Below are 15,037 nucleotides of genomic sequence, written 5' to 3' on the forward strand. Positions count from 1 at the left end.
AACCGGCCCCCATTCGCGGCCCTGTTTGTCCCGGATGATGAGGTGATAGGTCTCGTCGTCCTCCGGCACGAAGTCGCGATCGATGGTCAGGCTGTCGTCGTCGCGCCCCGTCAGGCGGGCGGCGGCCACGCCCGCCATCAGCGGGTCATGGTAGAGCACCGGATCGCCGCGGGTGAGCAGGCGGCCCTCGTACTCGACCTTGAACGACCGGAAGGAGCGGCGGTAGGCGTTGGTGGCGGCGTCGGTGATCGCCTCGCGGAAGACGTGCTCCCGATCGGTGATCCCCTCGTAGGACTTGGGCTGCGCTTCCTCGGCACCGATTGAAGAGATCGCGGCGACCACCTCGCGGTTCGCCCACACCTCGCCGTCGAAGTAGGTGGCGCGGACGTGGGTCGGGCGTCTCCTCGTCGAACCAGACGTCCTTGCGGCCGTGCGAGCCGCGCAGCGTGTTGCCCGGCCCGAACACGTGGCGCTTGATCTGCTTCGGCTCGTCGCGGTTGAAGCCGATGCGGCCGCCGAGACGAACCTTGTAGGCGCGGCCGGCGCGCAGCACGGTGTCGAGGGCGTCGCCGATCGGGCGGCCGTCGTCGAGGATGCCGTTGAAGGCGTCTCCGCGGCCGCTCCACACCTCGTCGTAGGCGGCGAGCCACGCGAGATCGTAGAGCGCGTCGTCGATGCCGGCGCCGTAATCGGTATTGCGCAGGATGTCCGCCGCCGCCCACGCGATGGCGCTGGTCTCGGCGGGCGCGGACCACGTCTGGCTCTCGACGTCGTAGATCGGCAGGCAGCGCTGGCAGGTGAAGAAATACTGGCTCGCCGATTGCTGGCTGAGCTGGTCGTTGGCGCGGATTTTCGTCGCGATGAGAGTGACGCCCGGCGGCACCGTCCAGTTGGTCAGATACCCGCGCAGACCTGCCCAGGCGACCCGGTTGATCGGCCCGTCGTCGCTGGTGTCCTCATCCCCGGCTTCGAGGGTTACCTCGTAGCGGCCGGGTGGCACCGTCGCACGGCGCGTGAAGCGCTGCGGCGTTGCCGTGCTGCGCGTAAAGGTCAGGACGAAGAGCAGCGACCAATCCCCCAGCGGCGCTCCCTCGTCATCGATCTCGCGGAAGCGCGAGGTGAGCTGCCGCGACGCATCGCCGGCGCCGCCGTTGCCCTTCCGCGCGTACAATCCCGCCGGAAACTCGATGTCGACCGCAATCTCGGAGATCTGCGTGCCGGCATCGTTGATCGTGAAGGGGCCGAGGACATCGGGTGGATCCGGCACGACCTGTCGCGCCACAGTTTCGGCGACGACGACGTTCGCCGGGAACAGCGTGATGGCATCGCCGGGCCGGATGATCTCGATGTCGATGCCGGTGAACGACGACGTGAACCCGCCAGCGGACGTCCAGGCGAGCGTCTTGCCGATCTCCCAGCGCTTCGGGTTGGCCACGCCGACGCTGACGCAATGGAGCTGATAGAGGAGTTGGTCGTTGCCGTCGAATTCCGAGTACGCGATCGACGCCGGCGGCGGGGGGTAGCGCATGAGGCCGTACAGGCACGGGACGATGCCAAGCGGTCGCGCCTGGTTGGCGGATGCGTTCGCCAGCGACACCCGCTCGCCGGCAGCGAACGCTTCGGGCTTCGGAGGACCGAAGAGCGCGTTGATGATGAACGAGCCGCCGAGAATGATGCCGGTGCTGATCAGGCTCGCGGCGATCGCCGAGCCGCCGAAGAGCGCGCCGGCGATGGCGCCGCCCGCCCACGGCGCGACCACGGCGAGGGCGATGCCGGCGATGATGCCGAGGATGCTGCCGCCGTCCTTGCCGGGCACGCCGACGAAGACGAGCGTCTCGCCGCGGCGAATCTTGCGCCGGGTCCATTCCGCGCGCAGCACCGGCACGCCGTCGCCGTCGCCATCGGTGACTACGGCGACGACCGGCAGGCGGAAGGAAAGGCGCTGCCGGCGAATGGCGTCGGCGATCGTCACCGGCCGCTCGAACGTCACAGTCGTGGCTTCGCGCTGGAGCGCGTTGGCGAGGACCATCATGCGCGGAGCCGGCCGTCGCGCCCGCCGGAAGCTCGACGTCGTCATGCGGCACTCCGCATGGCCGCGGCGAGGTCGGGCGCGAACCCGTTCCAGGCGACATGCCAGCGGCCGCCGGCGGGCGTGGTGAGCTGGAAGGGCGCGTCGGCGCAGACACCGGGGACGTCGAGGGCGTGCACCACCACGCCGCCGTCCAGGTCGAGGTACGTCCCCATGTGAAAGCCGCAGTCCTGCCGGGACATGACGGCGATCGCGCCGTCGATCGGCCGCGCGATCGGGAACCAGCGGTGCCGCTCCTCATGCATCGCGATCGCCGAGGCAATGGCGATCCGGCCGGCCTCGCGCGGCATGGTGAAGGCCGGCATGTCGCGGTCGAAGAAGGTGCGTTGCAGAAGCCTTGTAAGGCCGTAGCAGTCGAACGCCTCCGGGCCGTTGGCACCGGACTTGTAGGGTCGGCCGAGGAGCCGATTGATGAACGCCGCCCTATCCAGCATCGACGTCGCCTCCGAACAGCGCGGCGAAGTCCTCGCGGCTGAACTTCCGTCCCGGGAAGCCGCGGCTGAGTAGATCGAGGAAGCGGGCGCTCATCGTTGTGGTGGTGCCGGTGAAGTCAACGTCGCGGACCGTCAACTCGCCGATCAGTTCGCCCGGCGGTCCCGGCGCCGCATACGCGCCGGTCTCCAGATCCCGCACCGCGGTCCAAGTGCGGATGATCAGCCGGGCGGTGGCACGCACAGTCACGGCCGCATCGAACATCGGCGCGTACTTCCGCGGCACGTTGTCGAAGGCCAGGCGCACCTGGCCGAGCGTGTCGGCCGCCTGCTCCGGCCGGTCGAGGCGCATCGCCACGGGACTGAAGGTGACGACCTCGCCGCCGTGCAGCGGCGCCGCGTCCTCCAGCTCCAGCTCCCACGCCCGCTCGTCGAGCACGCCGCGGACCGACCCGGGAAAACCCTCCTCGTCCAGAAACGCCGGGTGGATGAGCTCGATGGTCTCGAGCTCGAGGGTGTCGGCCGGCGCCGACGCGCGCGCTTCCTCGATCGCCGCGGTCCACAGGTCGCTCACGGATCGTCCTCCTCCTCGGGAGGAGGCACGACGTAGTCGTCGAGCACGTCGAGGGTGAGCGACACGGTGGTATGGCGATCGCGGCCGCGGGCCGTCCGGTACTGCTCGGTCATCGCCACTGTGCGCGTTTCATAGCCGCCGCCGGCGACGAGCAGGGACATGGTGAAGGGCAACGTGCCGTCGACCAGGTCGTCGCGCTCGAACAGCATGAAGGTGCGCAGCTCGTCGTCGGCCAGCGAAAGGTCGAAGGTGATGGTGGCGATGTTCTTGGTAGAGGATCGGCGGCCGCGCTTCGGCCCGTCCTCCATTTCGGTCCGCCAGGGCGCGCGCGACGGCGCGACCAGGCGCAGGCTGCCGCGCACGATGTTGTAGGTGACGCCGGCCGGCCACGCGATCGTCATCGGGTCTGCCGCCGCATGCCGAAGGTGCCCGCGAGCGTCTTCGAAAGAGGCCCGTCATTCTGCACGTCGTCGATGACCGCGCCTACGATCAGCCGCTGCACGTCCACGCCGCCTTCGTTGCGCGTTCCGCCGTCGCGCGCCGCCACCGGAGCGCCGCCCTCGGTCACCAGCTCCAGCCGCACGCGCACCGTCCCGCCGGCGCCGCCACTCCCGTCGCCGGCGCCGACGTACCCGCCGGCGGCGTAGCCGCGGATCGGGCGGTTGTCGTTGATTGCCTCGAGCAACGGGCGATGGCGCGCGGTCGCGGCGGCGTTGACCATAAACTCGCCGTTCGACGCGGCGATGAGAACGGAGTCGGACGTGCCGGTACCGGGGCCGAAGATCGCGCCACCGCCGCGCATGCGGCCGATACCGCCCTGGCCGAGCGGCGTTCCACCTGCGAGAGGCACCGCCGCGCCGATCCCGAATGCGCCGGTGATCGCGCTGTAGAGGGCGTTTACGCCCTGGTTGACCGCGAGGTCCCAGAGCTTGTCCTTTAGCCGCCCCAGCGCGTTGCCGAGGGCGTCGATGTCCGTCACGCCGTTCTTCAGGTCGTTGCGGAAGCCGCTGGCGAAGTCGAAGAGCAGATCGTGACCGAGCTTGAGCTGCTCGTTGACGCGGATCATCCCGGCTTCGGTCGAATTGAAGTCGATCGCCAGTCCGGCGCCGCGGAGCGTGGTCGCGATCGTCTGGTCGATATCGGAACGGCCGAGCTGAGCGCGATCGAAGCCGAGATTGTCGCGCAGAGTCGCCGATGCGAGCGTGGTGGCGAGCTCGCCGGCCGCGGCCGACTTCTGCTTGATGATCTCCAGCTCGGCGCGGTCCACGGCGATGCCGTTCTTCGCCGCCTCCTCGCGGAGCTGCCCGGTGAGCTGGTACTCCATCCGCAGGCGCGCGGTCTCGCCGGCCGTCCTCCCGATCAGGTCGATATCGAGCTGGGCGCCCTTCAGCGTCGCATCGTACGACCGGAGCCGATCGCGCTGCGCTTCGGCGAGCCCGTGCTCAGCCTCGGCGAGCGCCATGGCAGCCGCCTGGTCAATGCGCATCTGTCGCGCGAGAGGCATCTCGTCGTCGTTGTAGGTGGCCGCTGCGGTGGCACGCGCCGCGCTGGCCTTTTCACTCGGCGAGCGCGCGTTGATGCCCTGCAGGTCTGCGGCATTCTGTTGACGTTGCCGCGCCATCGCCGCGTCCTGGGAAATGACGTAGCTGGCGTAGCTGTCCATGTCGTTTGCCGCGAGCGGGCTCCAGGGCGCCAGGCGCCCGGCGGCGTCCAGATTGCTGCGGAACGCGGCCACTGCACGCTGGGCCTTGTTCGCAGCCTCATCAAACTTCAGGATGTTGGCGATCAGATCCTTCAGATATGCGGGGACCGCATCGGATTGCGCCAATGACGCGATGGCCGTGTCGAACTTGACGAGATCTGGAACGCCGTCCTTCAACTCCTTGCGCAGCGTCTCAATCGGCCCGGTCAGCCCCTGATACCGGAAGTCCAGTTGAAATTGACCGCGCTGATTGAGATTTCCGAGCGTGCTGACGAGGCCCTTCACTCCGGCGTCGAGCTGCTTGCGGAGATCGTCAATCTGGCGAGCCGCGAGCACCGAGACGACCGTCTGCGATTCGCGGGCATACGCCTGCGCGGCGGTGCCCGCCTGGCCGTAGGCCTCCTTGATCCGCGCGATGAGAGCTTCGTGACGCTCCAGCGACGTGTCGGCACCGCCCGAATTTGTGATGGCGCGCCACAACAGAGCGGCGCCGCCCGCGGCCGCCGCGAATCCGAGCACGGCCAGGTTCAGCGGATTGGTCACGAAGGAGACGATCGCTCCGCCGACTTCCGCCAACGCGGCGCCGAGTCCCGTGCCAGGCTTAAATATCTGGCTGATCTGCATGCCCTGCTGCATCAGCATGACGAACGGGCTTTGCCCGCTCGCCAGCATCGTCGCCATGTCGTTCATCTGGAACGCCATGTTCTGCATCTGGAAGGTGTTGAGGCCCTGCGCCTTCGCCGAGGCATTCAGCATCACGACCTGGTTGGCGAAGGCCGCCTTAGTCCGCTCGATCGCCGCCGCTCGCTCGCGCTCGCTGATGGCGCCGACCTTCGCCGCCTCGCTGATCTCCAGGAGCCGCGCCTTGTATTCCTGGCCGGCAGCGAAGAGCGGGTTGAACTTGCCGCGGACGCGGTCGAGTTCCTGACCGTAGGCGGCGATATCGGCGGCGCGCTGCGCGGTGCCGAAGTCCCTGATGTTGGCGAACTGGTTGACCGCCGCGGCCATGCCGACGATCGCGGCCGTCGTACGGCGGGCGCCCGCCTCGGCCGCCTGCGCCGACGTGCTGGCCGCCTGGGCGACGCCGGCGACGGCGCGCCGCGTGTTGTCGGCCGCGCGGACGGCCTCGCTCGCATCGCCGCCGATGAGAAGGGACAGACGCATCGTCATGTCACGACCTCGTTGAGCGCGGCCGCGGCCGCGTGTTCCATCGTCTGCAGGTCGGCCCACAGCTCCGGCGTGACGTCGATGCCGGCGGCGTCAAGGCCGGCCCGCGCGCCGGCGTAGTCGAGGCCGAGATAGACGATGCGTCCGGTCGGCGAGATCGCCGCGCGCCACTGCGAGCCGCAGACGGCCATGAAGGCCCGCACCGCCGCCTCGTGCTCCGGCCACAGCATGAAGGTGCCGGGGGCGGCCTCCATGTGCGAACGGAGGGCCCCGATGCCCTTCTCACTGAACCCGAAGCGGGCGGCATCGTCGATCACCTCATCCGTCTCTACCGGGCCGCCCTTCGCCCACCAGCGGGCGGCCCCGGTCAGTTTCCCGTTTTGGCCTTGGAGACGCCTTCGAAGTAGGTGCTGACCAGCGCCTGGCGGACATAGGGAATGGTGATCAGCCGATCGCGCAGCTCCTCGCTGTAGGGGATCGCCTGCTTCGCCTCGTCCTGCAGCTCGTCGAGCCCGACGATCGCGCTCTGCAGGAAGGTGGTCGTGCCTCCCGCATCCATCAGATTGACATCCGCCAGCTCGTCCGTCGGCACGACGCGGAAGGTCGCTGTGAAGACCTCCTCGCGCCAGCCGCCCTTGACCGGCACCTGTACGCGCACCTTGTGGGTGAAGGTCGGATTGGCCGCGATCGTGAACATCGTCGTTCTCCTAAAAGAGGGATGGAAAGGGTTGCTAGATGAGCTTGAGCGACCACTCGTCGTCGCCCTCGTCGGGCAACGGGCGGAAGACGAGCGGCCATTCGACGATGCCCTGGTTGACCTGCGCCGCGGCCGGCCGGCTGAGCTGGCAGGTCAGGGCCTCAAGCCGCGTCCGCGCGCCGGCGACCGTGCCGTGCACCAGCACGACCGGCACCTTCGTGCGGGCGTTGGCGATCGCGAACGGGTCGAAGGTGCCGAGCGGCGTCGCCTCGACGACCACCGAGATCTGCGGCGCGCGATCGGGGATCGTGATTTCATGCTTTCCGACCAGGAAGCGCGGCTCGACCTGGTTGCCCATGTCGAACGACAGCGAACGCATCACGAGCGAGACGCCGTTGACGGTGAACGTCGGCGTCTTCGCGTTGCTGACGATCTCCGGCGCGGTCCAGTCGCTGTAGTCCGGCGTGACCTGCGCCTCGGCCGTCGGCGTGACCCAGATGCCGGTGAGCGTCCAGCGGGTGCGCGGGATGCCCTGGGCGTTGAACTCCGTCACGCCGGTGCCCCGCGCGCCAAGGAAGATGTGGCGTGTCGGTCCCCAGTGGAAATGCACCGACACGCTCTCGTGCGCCGCCGTCATCGGCTTGTAGAGCACGTTGCCGGGCACTGCGTCGGCGGGCGGGTCCTCGACCTCGGGCACATCCTCGGTGATCGTCTGCGAGACCGCGCAGGCCCGCATCAGCGCGCCCCACTTCGGCGCCACGCCGGTGGAGCCCGAGGGCGCCACCTCCGTCGAGAACGAGAGCACGCCGCGCTGCGCCGTGACGTACTGCTCCTGCTGCCCGAGCCACGGATATTCGAGGTCGCGCGAGACGTCCTCGCCCTCCATCGGCATGAGCTCGAAATTCGTGCCGAGGACGGCATCGTCTCCGGTCGGCGCGGAGCTCACGCCGTAGGTGCCCTCGGGCTTGACCAGCAGCAGTTTGGTTTTTGCGCGGATAGCGTCAGGCATCGCGGGGTTCCCTTGTGGTGGTTTTGCGGCGTGGCCGCGAAGTGGAGCGGGAGGGCGCAGTCGTCACGGCCGCGGTGGCCTGGTCGGGCCCGTCGCCTGCTTCTCCCGCGTGATCCTCGGCGGCTGCATGGACGGGACGCGTCCACGCGACGCGCTCGCGCTTGCCGTTACGCACGACGAAGCTGCCGCCCTCGGACACCGTCATGCGGTCAGCTCCTCGTGCTCGGTGACGTTGGCGAGGTCTCCGCCGTCGTCCGGCAGGTCGGCCTTCATGATGGTGAACACCTCGCCAAGGTCGACTTCCTCGAGCGCGCTCTCAATCGCGGCCGCCCGTGTCGCGTGCGGGCCGTCGTAGCGGTCGATCCCGTCGGCCTCGCCCTCGGCCCACCACCACGGCGTCATGCGAGAACCCTCACCTGGCGCTGGAGGGCGAAGTCGAGCTGATAGGTCGCGGCGCCGGCCACGAGGCCGACCATCGCGCCGCGCACCAGGCGCAGCACGCCGATCGCGGCGTCGGGCGCCCAGCCAAGCAGTGCGGGGAGCACCGCCTCTATCAGCGCGTCGATCGGCGTCAGCGCCTTGCCGCCCTTGGCATCGCCTGACGAGCGAACGATGAGCACCACACCGATCAGCTCGTCGACGCCCTGCGTGAAGACGCCGGTCGCGGCGTCGCCCTGGCTGCGCGGCATCAGGCCGAGCGGAATGACAAACGCCCAGGGCGTGACATTCGGCAGCTCGTTCTTGCGGACCAGCTCGGTCAGCTCGGCCGCGCCCTCGATGCGCTTGGTCAGCGCGTCGACCTCGGTGCCGAGGCGTGTGACGACGTCGGCGACCAGCGTCATTGCCGCTGCTCCGGTCCGGCAACGAAGTCCTCGGCGATCGCGACGATCTCGCCCTCGTCGTCCTGGTCGAGGCCGAGAAACGGACGCGCCGGGATCGTGACCTGGTCGGCCGAGTGCCAGACGCCGAGCAGGCGGAAGCGGAGCTTGGGCGCGTTCTTGGCGCGGACGACGCCGCCGAACTGATGGATGGCCGCATAGAGCACGTTGGTGCCGACCTCGACGCCATCGTCGGTGGCGTTGTGGGTGATCGACTGCATCAGCCGGGCGGTGTCGATCAGCGTCTTGCCGTTCTCGGCGAGCGCGCGGATCGACGGCGGCCACACCGAACCATCGGGCGCGCGGCCGGCTTCGAACCGGCGCTGCGTCGAGACGACGAGGGAGCCGCCGATCGCGTCCCACATCGGCCGCGGATGCTCGACGCGGCCGACGAGCGCACCGAGGCTCGCGAGCGTGCGCTCGTAGCCTCCGACGTCGATGGTGATGCCGGCGCCGGCCATCAGAACTTCGCCAGCCTCGTCGTCGTCGGCTTGCCGATCGGCGCGGTTACCTCGGCTACCGCGCGACACACGCGAACGACGCGGCCAGGCTCCGCAGCCGCGATCGCCGATGCGCGTTTGATCGCGGCGCTCTCGCTCGTCCAGGACTCTGCCTTGTCGGTCTTCTCCGAGAAGCTGGTGTTGCCTTCACCGTCGATCACGAACCACATCAGACGTACCCCTTCATGTTGTCAGGCGTCATGTCGCGCGGGCGATCATTGGTCTTCACGCCAGAGCTGCCCGACGCGGCCGGCTCGACGCCGGCGACGTCCAGGCGGACGGCGCCGGTGGAGATCTCGCGGAGCGTCCGCATGGCGTCCTCGTAGTCCTTGCGAACCTTCTCCGGCGCGACGTGCGGATGGAGCTTGTAGAAGGCGACGGTGAGCGCGAGGTCGGTGAGCAGCGGCGGCGTGGCGACGATCGGCAGCGCGTAGCGGCCCTTGAGGTAGCCGTCGATGAGCGCGCCGGTGTCGGCGATCGCGCGATCGATCACGTCGCTGTCGACCTCGCCGGTCGCCTCGTCGCCACGATCGGTGAGGTCGGTGAGCGCGCGCTCGCCGAAGCGCTCCGTAAGCTGATCGAGGGTGCAGTAGCTCATGCGACTATCGTGCCTTCATGGTGGGGCTCGCCGCCGGCGAGAGGTTCGGCCTGACCGCCGGCGGCTCGCTCACGGAACGCGGGAAGGAGAACGACGAAGAACCCGCCCCCGCGCCGAAACTATTGCTCCGCCGGCGGCGGGGCTTCCGGCCGCTCCTCGCGGCTGGTGATGAGCACCGGGTCGCCCTCGATCGCGGCGATCTCGGCGTCGGTGAGATCGGCGGCGTTCAGCTCGACGGGCATGCGCCCGAAGTTGCGGCCGGCGCGCCAGCGCGAGTCCTGCTTCGCCTTCACGACCAGGACGGCGCGCATGCGCGTGCCACCAGGGGACGGTGTTGACGCCATCTGCTTCGCAGCGGCGGGCATGCTAGCGGCGTCCTTGAGAATGCCGAGCCCCTTCAGGATCAGCGCCTCGCGGTCAGCGTCCGCGAGCGCGTTCCAATCGCTCACGGAAATATCGCTGCCGCGCCACGCTGCTTCGACTAGGTCGGCCAGACGCATCGACTTGCCGCTGCCGAGGTCGACAGGGTCCGGCTGCACGCCGGAGCCCTTGAGCATGTCGTGGATGCCGAGCGTCTTGTCGCTCGCGTGAGAGGTCCCGGCGGCTTCTGCTGCCGCCGGAGTGGCTTGCGTCGCGGAGGGACCCGCTTCGGTCACCGGCGGAGCCGCAGCGTTCCCTGCCGCCCCCGCCTTGGAATTCTTGCTGCTCTTGGCCATTCGTCGTTCTCCGTGCGTTGGATGCGAGGGCCGGGCGCGGACGCCCGGCCGGTGAGTGTCAGCCGGCTAGGCGAGCCAGGGCACGACGAGCAGCTCGGCGGTGCCCTTCCACTCGTTGGTCTCGCCGCCCGAGGCATATTCGGAATTGAGCAGCTTGCGACCGGCGCTCTCCAGCGACGGCGGCACCACCAGGAGGTTGGGAGTCAGACCGAGTGGCCGACCGTAGTCGGACTTCATCGACGAAATCGCCGACCGGCCGGCAGCGTAGTGGGTGGCATCGAGCGTCTGCTTGGATCCCCAGGCGAGCTGCCAGAAGCCGAAGCCGACGTTGCCGCGCGCGTCGGCGCCGTACCGGAATTCCTTGTTGTCGAAGACGTTGTCGTCCTCCAGCCGGTCCTTGGCGACGAACTGAAAATCGCGCCGCTTCTGCAGGATGATCGGGCGGTAGACCTTCGACACGTCGAGGAGGAACCAGGGCGTGCCAGAGCCGCTGTCGGTATTGGCGACCTGCTGCGTGGCGCCAGCCGCGTCGAGCACCGGGTGATCGGTGTCGAAGAAGTTCTGGCCGTCGTAGCAGGTAGTGGCGAAGCCGGCCTTGAGCAGCGCCCAGACCAGCTGCTCCCATTGCGAGCCGGTCGACTGGCCCATCGCTGTAAACATCGGCGTGTAAATGCCGAGATTGTCGGTCTCGATATCGTCGCGATCGACGGCGACGGTCAACTCCCACGGCTTCTCGCGGATCGTGTAGTCGCTCGCTGCGAGATTGTGGACGGCGCGCGGTCCGACCCACTCGCGCGGCCCCGGCATGTCCTTCAGCCAGCCGTATTTCTGCTCCTTGAGCGTTGCCGGCACCTGCATGGAGACGCGCGCATATTGGGAGGTGGCAAGGCCTTGCCCGCCCTGGAAGGCGGTCGAGAAGCCGACGCGGATCGCGTCGAGGTTGGCGGAATTGATCAGCATGGACGGTTCCTTCGGCGAGGGGACTGGATGGGAGGAGGGACTGGCCGGGGCCCTAGTCGGCTTCGGGCAGCGTGACGCCGGCGACGTAGGCGCGGGCCAGCACCTCGTCGAAGCGGACCCAGACGCCCTGGCTGTCGACGCCGTCGATGAAGCCGGCGATCGAGCGGGTGCCGCTGCCATCGGTCTTCGCGACCTTGGCGTCGTCCACCACGTAGCAGGGCTTGCCCACGTCGGTGGTCGCGATCAGGTCGCCCGAGGTGGAGTTGTCGAAGCGGAAGATGCCGGCCTGGTAGTACAGTGCCTCATCGCCGGCGTTGGCGCCGCCGGTCTTGCGCTCCCCGGCGCGGCCGACGCCGACCGCGCCGGTGGCCGCGGCGCCCTTGGTCAGGTAGCCGGACGAATTGCGCATGACGAGCGCGCCGGCGAAGACGACGACAGCGGCGGCGAGGCCGCCCTGGCGGAGGTCGCCCTCGGCGCGGGGCGTGTTGCGGTCAGCGGTCAGTGCCATCGGTCGGGTGTCCTCGGTTGTTCGGTGGGGTTCGGCTGGCCGCTAAAGCGCGACCTGCTCCTGGGCCTCGGCCTCGGCGGCGAGCGTCTTGGCCATTTCCTCCGGCTTGATGCCCAGCGCCTTGGCGACGCTGCGGTGCTCGGCGTTCAGCGAGACGACAATCTTGCCGTCCTTGTCGCGGTTCGCCGGCGGCACATCGTGTGCGCGCGACGGGCCGAGGATCGCCATCGCGCCGATTTCCTTCTCGACGCGCGTGGCGTCGATCATGTGCTGGGCGATGTAGTGGTCGCGCAGCGGCTTGACGCCGACGCGGCCCTTGGTGATCTCGCCATCGACGTAGGCGGTCGCCTTGTCCTTGGTGGTCGTGTCCTTCAGCGTCTTCAACTCGCCGGCAACGGTGGTGAGCTCCGCCTGGAGCGCGACGACCTGCTTCTTGCTCTCCGCCGCGTCGGTGCCGGCGAGCGTCGTGACGGCGGCGAGGATCGCTTTGTCGTCTGCATCGTCCTTGAGCCCGACCGCCTTCGCGATCGGTTTGAGGGCCGCTTGAAGGGCGATCACGATCGTCGATGCGCCCGTTTTCAGGTTCGCGACGGCCTGCAGGGCCGTGGCTTCGTCGGCGTCGTCCTTGAGTTCGAGCGCCTTCAGGAGGGCGGCGAGGACAGGGTTCATGGTCTGCTCCTGGTGGAGCGCGGGCATGCCGCGCAGATTGGGTCGGTTGACGAGGGAAGCGCGCAGGATGCGCGTGATGGTGTTGTCGGCCTTGTGGGCGATGACCGGCGAAATGAAGCGGTAGGCACGCTCCGCCATGAGGGCCTTGCCTCCGGCGTTCCACTCGACCTTGCCGAAGATGCCTTCCGGCCGGGCCTGCAGCGCGACGATCCAGCCGCGCGCCGGCGAGGCGCCGCCGTTCGGCGCCGCCAGGTCGGTGGCGTGGTTCTCGTCGATCGGCAGTCGGTCGCCGGCGGTGAGGCTCGCCGCGGCGAGCGCCTTCGCGTCGCTCACTTTGTAGGGGCCGCGATCGTCCATGGTCGCGATGAGGCTGCCCGCCGGGAGCAGCTGCAGCCATTCGGGCGCGTCACCTTCCGGCAACGCCTGGCCGGCGCAAAGCGCGATCTCGCTCTCGCCACTTGCGGCCTGCAGGGCGATGGCCTCATGATCGGGCGAAGGGGATGGTTGGCCAACGGACACACGGCCACGTGCCGCCCGCGAGGGGGTCCCCAAGAACGACAGATGTGCGCCGTTGGCCATGAGGCGCACCGTGGCCGATCGACATCCCGGAATTGAGCCCGACAAGTGTCGGGCTGTCCGAGGCCGGCAAGCAACCGCCGGCCACGCTCCGACCACTCCCCAAAATCCTCGCCATAAAACGGGTTTAAAACAGGCAGGGCGCCCCGAAGGCACCCGGGCCGCTACGCCCGTCGCGGCAACGCCCGAAGGCGCGCCGGCGGGCCGTCTAGGTTGCGGCAAACGCCAGATGGCTGTATTCCGCGGTTTGCCCGCGTGGGCGGGGCCGCGATCCCGCTGGCCCGCGCGGAGCGGCGGAGCGACGCGGCGCTCCAGACCTCAGCGGCGGTAGATCAGGCGCCCCGACCTGAGCCGCAGGGCGCCGTCAGCGCGGCCACGGAAGAAAGTCAGCCCCGACCACTCTCCGCCATCGGCGTCCGCCACCAGGCCGACTATGCGGCCGCCGCCGATGTCGACCAGCTTGACGTAGCGCCGGCGCAGGCCAACCCGGCCGGTGATGACGTCGATCGCCCATCCAATCCAGATCTCAGCGGGGTCTTCGACGATGCCGGGAATGAGGCCGAAGTAGCGTTCGCGGCCGTCCCGCCTACCCGCATCGGCGAGCAGGTGGTCGACGATCGCCTGGCTGACGCGCACGCGGCCGGCGGCCGGATCGGTGAGCACCGCCTCGTCGCCGCCGATCGCCTGGCGGAGCATGGCGCGGAGCGCGTCCTCGCTATCGCCGGCGCCGCGGATCGGCGGCGCGGTGGATCTGTCGATCGGGAGCGGTGGCAGGCGCTCCTCGCCGGCGCCGGGCGCATCGAGCGGCGCCCACGCGCCATGCCGCTCCATCGCCAGTCCCTGGGCGCCGTTGCCGAAGCCGGCGATACCGGGGTTGTAGGCGAAGCCGGGGTCGATGCCCTCGGGCACCTGCACCGTCACCTTGCCCGACCGGGTGTTGATCTCGCGGGCGACCAGCGGCGAGTCCGGCGCGCGCTCCGAGACTTTCAGGCCGTAGCGCGTGAGATCGCGCTCGGAGAGCTGCTGCACCGAGCAGCGGCAGTTCCACCCGTTCGGCGGAAAGTGCGTCGCCCACCAGGGATCGTCGACGGAGAGGACGGTGTCGTGCCAGTGGCGATGCAGCGGCCGCGTCCGTTCGTCCATCACCGCGACGTAGCGCAGATACGGCCTGGTCGCCTTGAGGCGCTGGATCTGCGCCCAGCGGCCGGCGGAGTACGCGGTGCGAAGGTTCGTCTGGAAGATCATGCGCGATCGCCAGTTGCGCGAGCCACGGTAGCTCCAGCCGTGCGCGGCGACAATGCGGTCGAAGTCGGCGCGGAACTGTTCGAGCGTGCGGCCCTCGGCGATGTTGCGGTTGACCGCCTCGTGGAAGTCGGCGAGCAGCGCGTCGCTCTCGGCGCCGGCGACGACGAAGGCGGCCGAGTGCATGCCCTGCCAGACGTCGGTCCACCGCTGCGTCGGCACGCGCACCTTGCGGCGCAGGAAGTCGATCGCCTCGACAGGGTTGACCGCGAAGGCGGCGGGTTCAGGCATTGAGCACCAGCGCGCGGTTGGAAAGGGGCATTTCCTTGGCGAGACGCGAAAGCCAGACCGACCAACTATCGATGGTGGCTCCGGCCGACACGAATAGGCTCTCGCCTCCCCACAGCGCGCGCGTCATGCCGACAGGATGATCGGAGATACGCACCTTCTCCGTGCGGCGCGGCATGTCGATGAACACATAATTCGACCGGCCAGCCCGGGTGACCGATTTGTCGACCCAAACGCTAATGCCGGGCAACGCGGCGCGCACCGATGCGACGAACGCCCGGGTTGTCCTATCGACAGCTCTCATATGCCGGCCGCTCGTTCGATGGACGCCGTCTTACACCGATCCCACGCCTGCTCGACACGCCGCCACATGCTCACCGCGCGGATGCGCCGCGGCGAGCCGGGCGGCAGTAGCCAATACGACGCGTTCTCA

The 15,037-nt window shown here is 69.1% G+C and carries 20 protein-coding genes; all 20 read right to left on the reverse strand.

The window, feature by feature from the left end:
* Positions 1 to 145 precede the first annotated feature (145 nt).
* On the reverse strand, positions 146 to 2,077 hold the full coding sequence (locus WDM94_09195) for a host specificity factor TipJ family phage tail protein (protein MEJ0012783.1): 1,932 nt from the start codon (positions 2,075 to 2,077) through the stop codon (positions 146 to 148).
* Positions 2,074 to 2,523, reverse strand: coding sequence for a peptidoglycan endopeptidase (locus tag WDM94_09200; GenBank protein MEJ0012784.1), 450 nt, complete (start codon positions 2,521 to 2,523; stop codon positions 2,074 to 2,076). Before WDM94_09200 ends, WDM94_09195 begins: the two co-directional genes overlap by 4 nt.
* Positions 2,513 to 3,094 carry a DUF1833 family protein gene (locus WDM94_09205; GenBank protein ID MEJ0012785.1) on the reverse strand — a complete coding sequence of 194 codons (582 nt, stop codon included), beginning with the start codon at positions 3,092 to 3,094 and terminating at the stop codon, positions 2,513 to 2,515. Before WDM94_09205 ends, WDM94_09200 begins: the two co-directional genes overlap by 11 nt.
* Positions 3,091 to 3,495: a hypothetical protein gene (locus WDM94_09210; protein ID MEJ0012786.1), complete on the reverse strand. Its 405-nt coding sequence runs from the start codon at positions 3,493 to 3,495 to the stop codon at positions 3,091 to 3,093. Before WDM94_09210 ends, WDM94_09205 begins: the two co-directional genes overlap by 4 nt.
* The gene (locus tag WDM94_09215; GenBank protein ID MEJ0012787.1) at positions 3,492 to 5,966 is read right to left on the reverse strand and encodes a phage tail length tape measure family protein; all 2,475 of its coding nucleotides are present in this window, start codon (positions 5,964 to 5,966) and stop codon (positions 3,492 to 3,494) included. Before WDM94_09215 ends, WDM94_09210 begins: the two co-directional genes overlap by 4 nt.
* Complete coding sequence (locus tag WDM94_09220) at positions 5,963 to 6,280, reverse strand: DUF1799 domain-containing protein (GenBank protein MEJ0012788.1); 318 nt, start codon at positions 6,278 to 6,280, stop codon at positions 5,963 to 5,965. Before WDM94_09220 ends, WDM94_09215 begins: the two co-directional genes overlap by 4 nt.
* 50 nt (positions 6,281 to 6,330) lie before the next feature.
* The gene (locus tag WDM94_09225; GenBank protein ID MEJ0012789.1) at positions 6,331 to 6,660 is read right to left on the reverse strand and encodes a hypothetical protein; all 330 of its coding nucleotides are present in this window, start codon (positions 6,658 to 6,660) and stop codon (positions 6,331 to 6,333) included.
* Positions 6,661 to 6,694: 34 nt separating this feature from the next.
* Positions 6,695 to 7,669, reverse strand: a complete 975-nt coding sequence (locus WDM94_09230) for a phage tail tube protein (GenBank protein ID MEJ0012790.1) — start codon at positions 7,667 to 7,669, stop codon at positions 6,695 to 6,697.
* Positions 7,662 to 7,874 (reverse strand): hypothetical protein, encoded by a 213-nt coding sequence (locus tag WDM94_09235; GenBank protein ID MEJ0012791.1) that lies wholly within the window; start codon positions 7,872 to 7,874, stop codon positions 7,662 to 7,664. Before WDM94_09235 ends, WDM94_09230 begins: the two co-directional genes overlap by 8 nt.
* Positions 7,871 to 8,071 carry a hypothetical protein gene (locus WDM94_09240; protein ID MEJ0012792.1) on the reverse strand — a complete coding sequence of 67 codons (201 nt, stop codon included), beginning with the start codon at positions 8,069 to 8,071 and terminating at the stop codon, positions 7,871 to 7,873. Before WDM94_09240 ends, WDM94_09235 begins: the two co-directional genes overlap by 4 nt.
* Positions 8,068 to 8,511: a hypothetical protein gene (locus WDM94_09245; protein MEJ0012793.1), complete on the reverse strand. Its 444-nt coding sequence runs from the start codon at positions 8,509 to 8,511 to the stop codon at positions 8,068 to 8,070. The genes WDM94_09240 and WDM94_09245 overlap by 4 nt, the downstream gene beginning before the upstream one ends.
* Positions 8,508 to 9,008, reverse strand: coding sequence for a phage virion morphogenesis protein (locus tag WDM94_09250; protein MEJ0012794.1), 501 nt, complete (start codon positions 9,006 to 9,008; stop codon positions 8,508 to 8,510). The genes WDM94_09245 and WDM94_09250 overlap by 4 nt, the downstream gene beginning before the upstream one ends.
* The gene (locus WDM94_09255; GenBank protein MEJ0012795.1) at positions 9,008 to 9,217 is read right to left on the reverse strand and encodes a hypothetical protein; all 210 of its coding nucleotides are present in this window, start codon (positions 9,215 to 9,217) and stop codon (positions 9,008 to 9,010) included. The genes WDM94_09250 and WDM94_09255 overlap by 1 nt, the downstream gene beginning before the upstream one ends.
* Positions 9,217 to 9,645, reverse strand: a complete 429-nt coding sequence (locus WDM94_09260) for a DUF1320 domain-containing protein (protein MEJ0012796.1) — start codon at positions 9,643 to 9,645, stop codon at positions 9,217 to 9,219. The genes WDM94_09255 and WDM94_09260 overlap by 1 nt, the downstream gene beginning before the upstream one ends.
* A 119-nt stretch (positions 9,646 to 9,764) precedes the next feature.
* Positions 9,765 to 10,361: a hypothetical protein gene (locus WDM94_09265; GenBank protein MEJ0012797.1), complete on the reverse strand. Its 597-nt coding sequence runs from the start codon at positions 10,359 to 10,361 to the stop codon at positions 9,765 to 9,767.
* 66 nt (positions 10,362 to 10,427) lie between these two features.
* A complete protein-coding gene (locus WDM94_09270) occupies positions 10,428 to 11,321 on the reverse strand; it encodes a Mu-like prophage major head subunit gpT family protein (GenBank protein ID MEJ0012798.1) in 894 nt (297 codons plus the stop codon).
* 52 nt (positions 11,322 to 11,373) lie between these two features.
* On the reverse strand, positions 11,374 to 11,829 hold the full coding sequence (locus tag WDM94_09275) for a hypothetical protein (GenBank protein ID MEJ0012799.1): 456 nt from the start codon (positions 11,827 to 11,829) through the stop codon (positions 11,374 to 11,376).
* A 42-nt stretch (positions 11,830 to 11,871) separates the two neighbouring features.
* Entirely contained in the window at positions 11,872 to 13,017 is a 1,146-nt protein-coding gene (locus WDM94_09280; GenBank protein ID MEJ0012800.1) for a phage protease, read from the reverse strand.
* A 375-nt stretch (positions 13,018 to 13,392) separates the two neighbouring features.
* Positions 13,393 to 14,607, reverse strand: coding sequence for a phage minor head protein (locus WDM94_09285; GenBank protein ID MEJ0012801.1), 1,215 nt, complete (start codon positions 14,605 to 14,607; stop codon positions 13,393 to 13,395).
* Complete coding sequence (locus tag WDM94_09290) at positions 14,600 to 14,866, reverse strand: hypothetical protein (GenBank protein ID MEJ0012802.1); 267 nt, start codon at positions 14,864 to 14,866, stop codon at positions 14,600 to 14,602. The genes WDM94_09285 and WDM94_09290 overlap by 8 nt, the downstream gene beginning before the upstream one ends.
* Positions 14,867 to 15,037: the final 171 nt, after the last annotated feature.

Origin of the sequence: Bauldia sp. (assembly GCA_037200845.1) — a bacterium.
GTDB lineage: Bacteria > Pseudomonadota > Alphaproteobacteria > Rhizobiales > Kaistiaceae > DASZQY01.

Excerpts from the sequence above, each read along its gene's own strand:
- WDM94_09245 (MEJ0012793.1), bottom strand. The coding sequence starts at position 8,511 with ATGACGCTGGTCGCCGACGTCGTCACACGCCTCGGCACCGAGGTCGAC.
- WDM94_09210 (MEJ0012786.1), bottom strand. The coding sequence starts at position 3,495 with ATGACGATCGCGTGGCCGGCCGGCGTCACCTACAACATCGTGCGCGGC.
- WDM94_09215 (MEJ0012787.1), bottom strand. The coding sequence starts at position 5,966 with ATGACGATGCGTCTGTCCCTTCTCATCGGCGGCGATGCGAGCGAGGCC.
- WDM94_09240 (MEJ0012792.1), bottom strand. The coding sequence starts at position 8,071 with ATGACGCCGTGGTGGTGGGCCGAGGGCGAGGCCGACGGGATCGACCGC.
- WDM94_09260 (MEJ0012796.1), bottom strand. The coding sequence starts at position 9,645 with ATGAGCTACTGCACCCTCGATCAGCTTACGGAGCGCTTCGGCGAGCGC.
- WDM94_09255 (MEJ0012795.1), bottom strand. The coding sequence starts at position 9,217 with ATGTGGTTCGTGATCGACGGTGAAGGCAACACCAGCTTCTCGGAGAAG.
- WDM94_09225 (MEJ0012789.1), bottom strand. The coding sequence starts at position 6,660 with ATGTTCACGATCGCGGCCAATCCGACCTTCACCCACAAGGTGCGCGTA.
- WDM94_09285 (MEJ0012801.1), bottom strand. The coding sequence starts at position 14,607 with ATGCCTGAACCCGCCGCCTTCGCGGTCAACCCTGTCGAGGCGATCGAC.
- WDM94_09270 (MEJ0012798.1), bottom strand. The coding sequence starts at position 11,321 with ATGCTGATCAATTCCGCCAACCTCGACGCGATCCGCGTCGGCTTCTCG.
- WDM94_09200 (MEJ0012784.1), bottom strand. The coding sequence starts at position 2,523 with ATGCTGGATAGGGCGGCGTTCATCAATCGGCTCCTCGGCCGACCCTAC.
- WDM94_09275 (MEJ0012799.1), bottom strand. The coding sequence starts at position 11,829 with ATGGCACTGACCGCTGACCGCAACACGCCCCGCGCCGAGGGCGACCTC.
- WDM94_09250 (MEJ0012794.1), bottom strand. The coding sequence starts at position 9,008 with ATGGCCGGCGCCGGCATCACCATCGACGTCGGAGGCTACGAGCGCACG.
- WDM94_09230 (MEJ0012790.1), bottom strand. The coding sequence starts at position 7,669 with ATGCCTGACGCTATCCGCGCAAAAACCAAACTGCTGCTGGTCAAGCCC.
- WDM94_09235 (MEJ0012791.1), bottom strand. The coding sequence starts at position 7,874 with ATGACGGTGTCCGAGGGCGGCAGCTTCGTCGTGCGTAACGGCAAGCGC.
- WDM94_09195 (MEJ0012783.1), bottom strand. The coding sequence starts at position 2,077 with ATGACGACGTCGAGCTTCCGGCGGGCGCGACGGCCGGCTCCGCGCATG.
- WDM94_09265 (MEJ0012797.1), bottom strand. The coding sequence starts at position 10,361 with ATGGCCAAGAGCAGCAAGAATTCCAAGGCGGGGGCGGCAGGGAACGCT.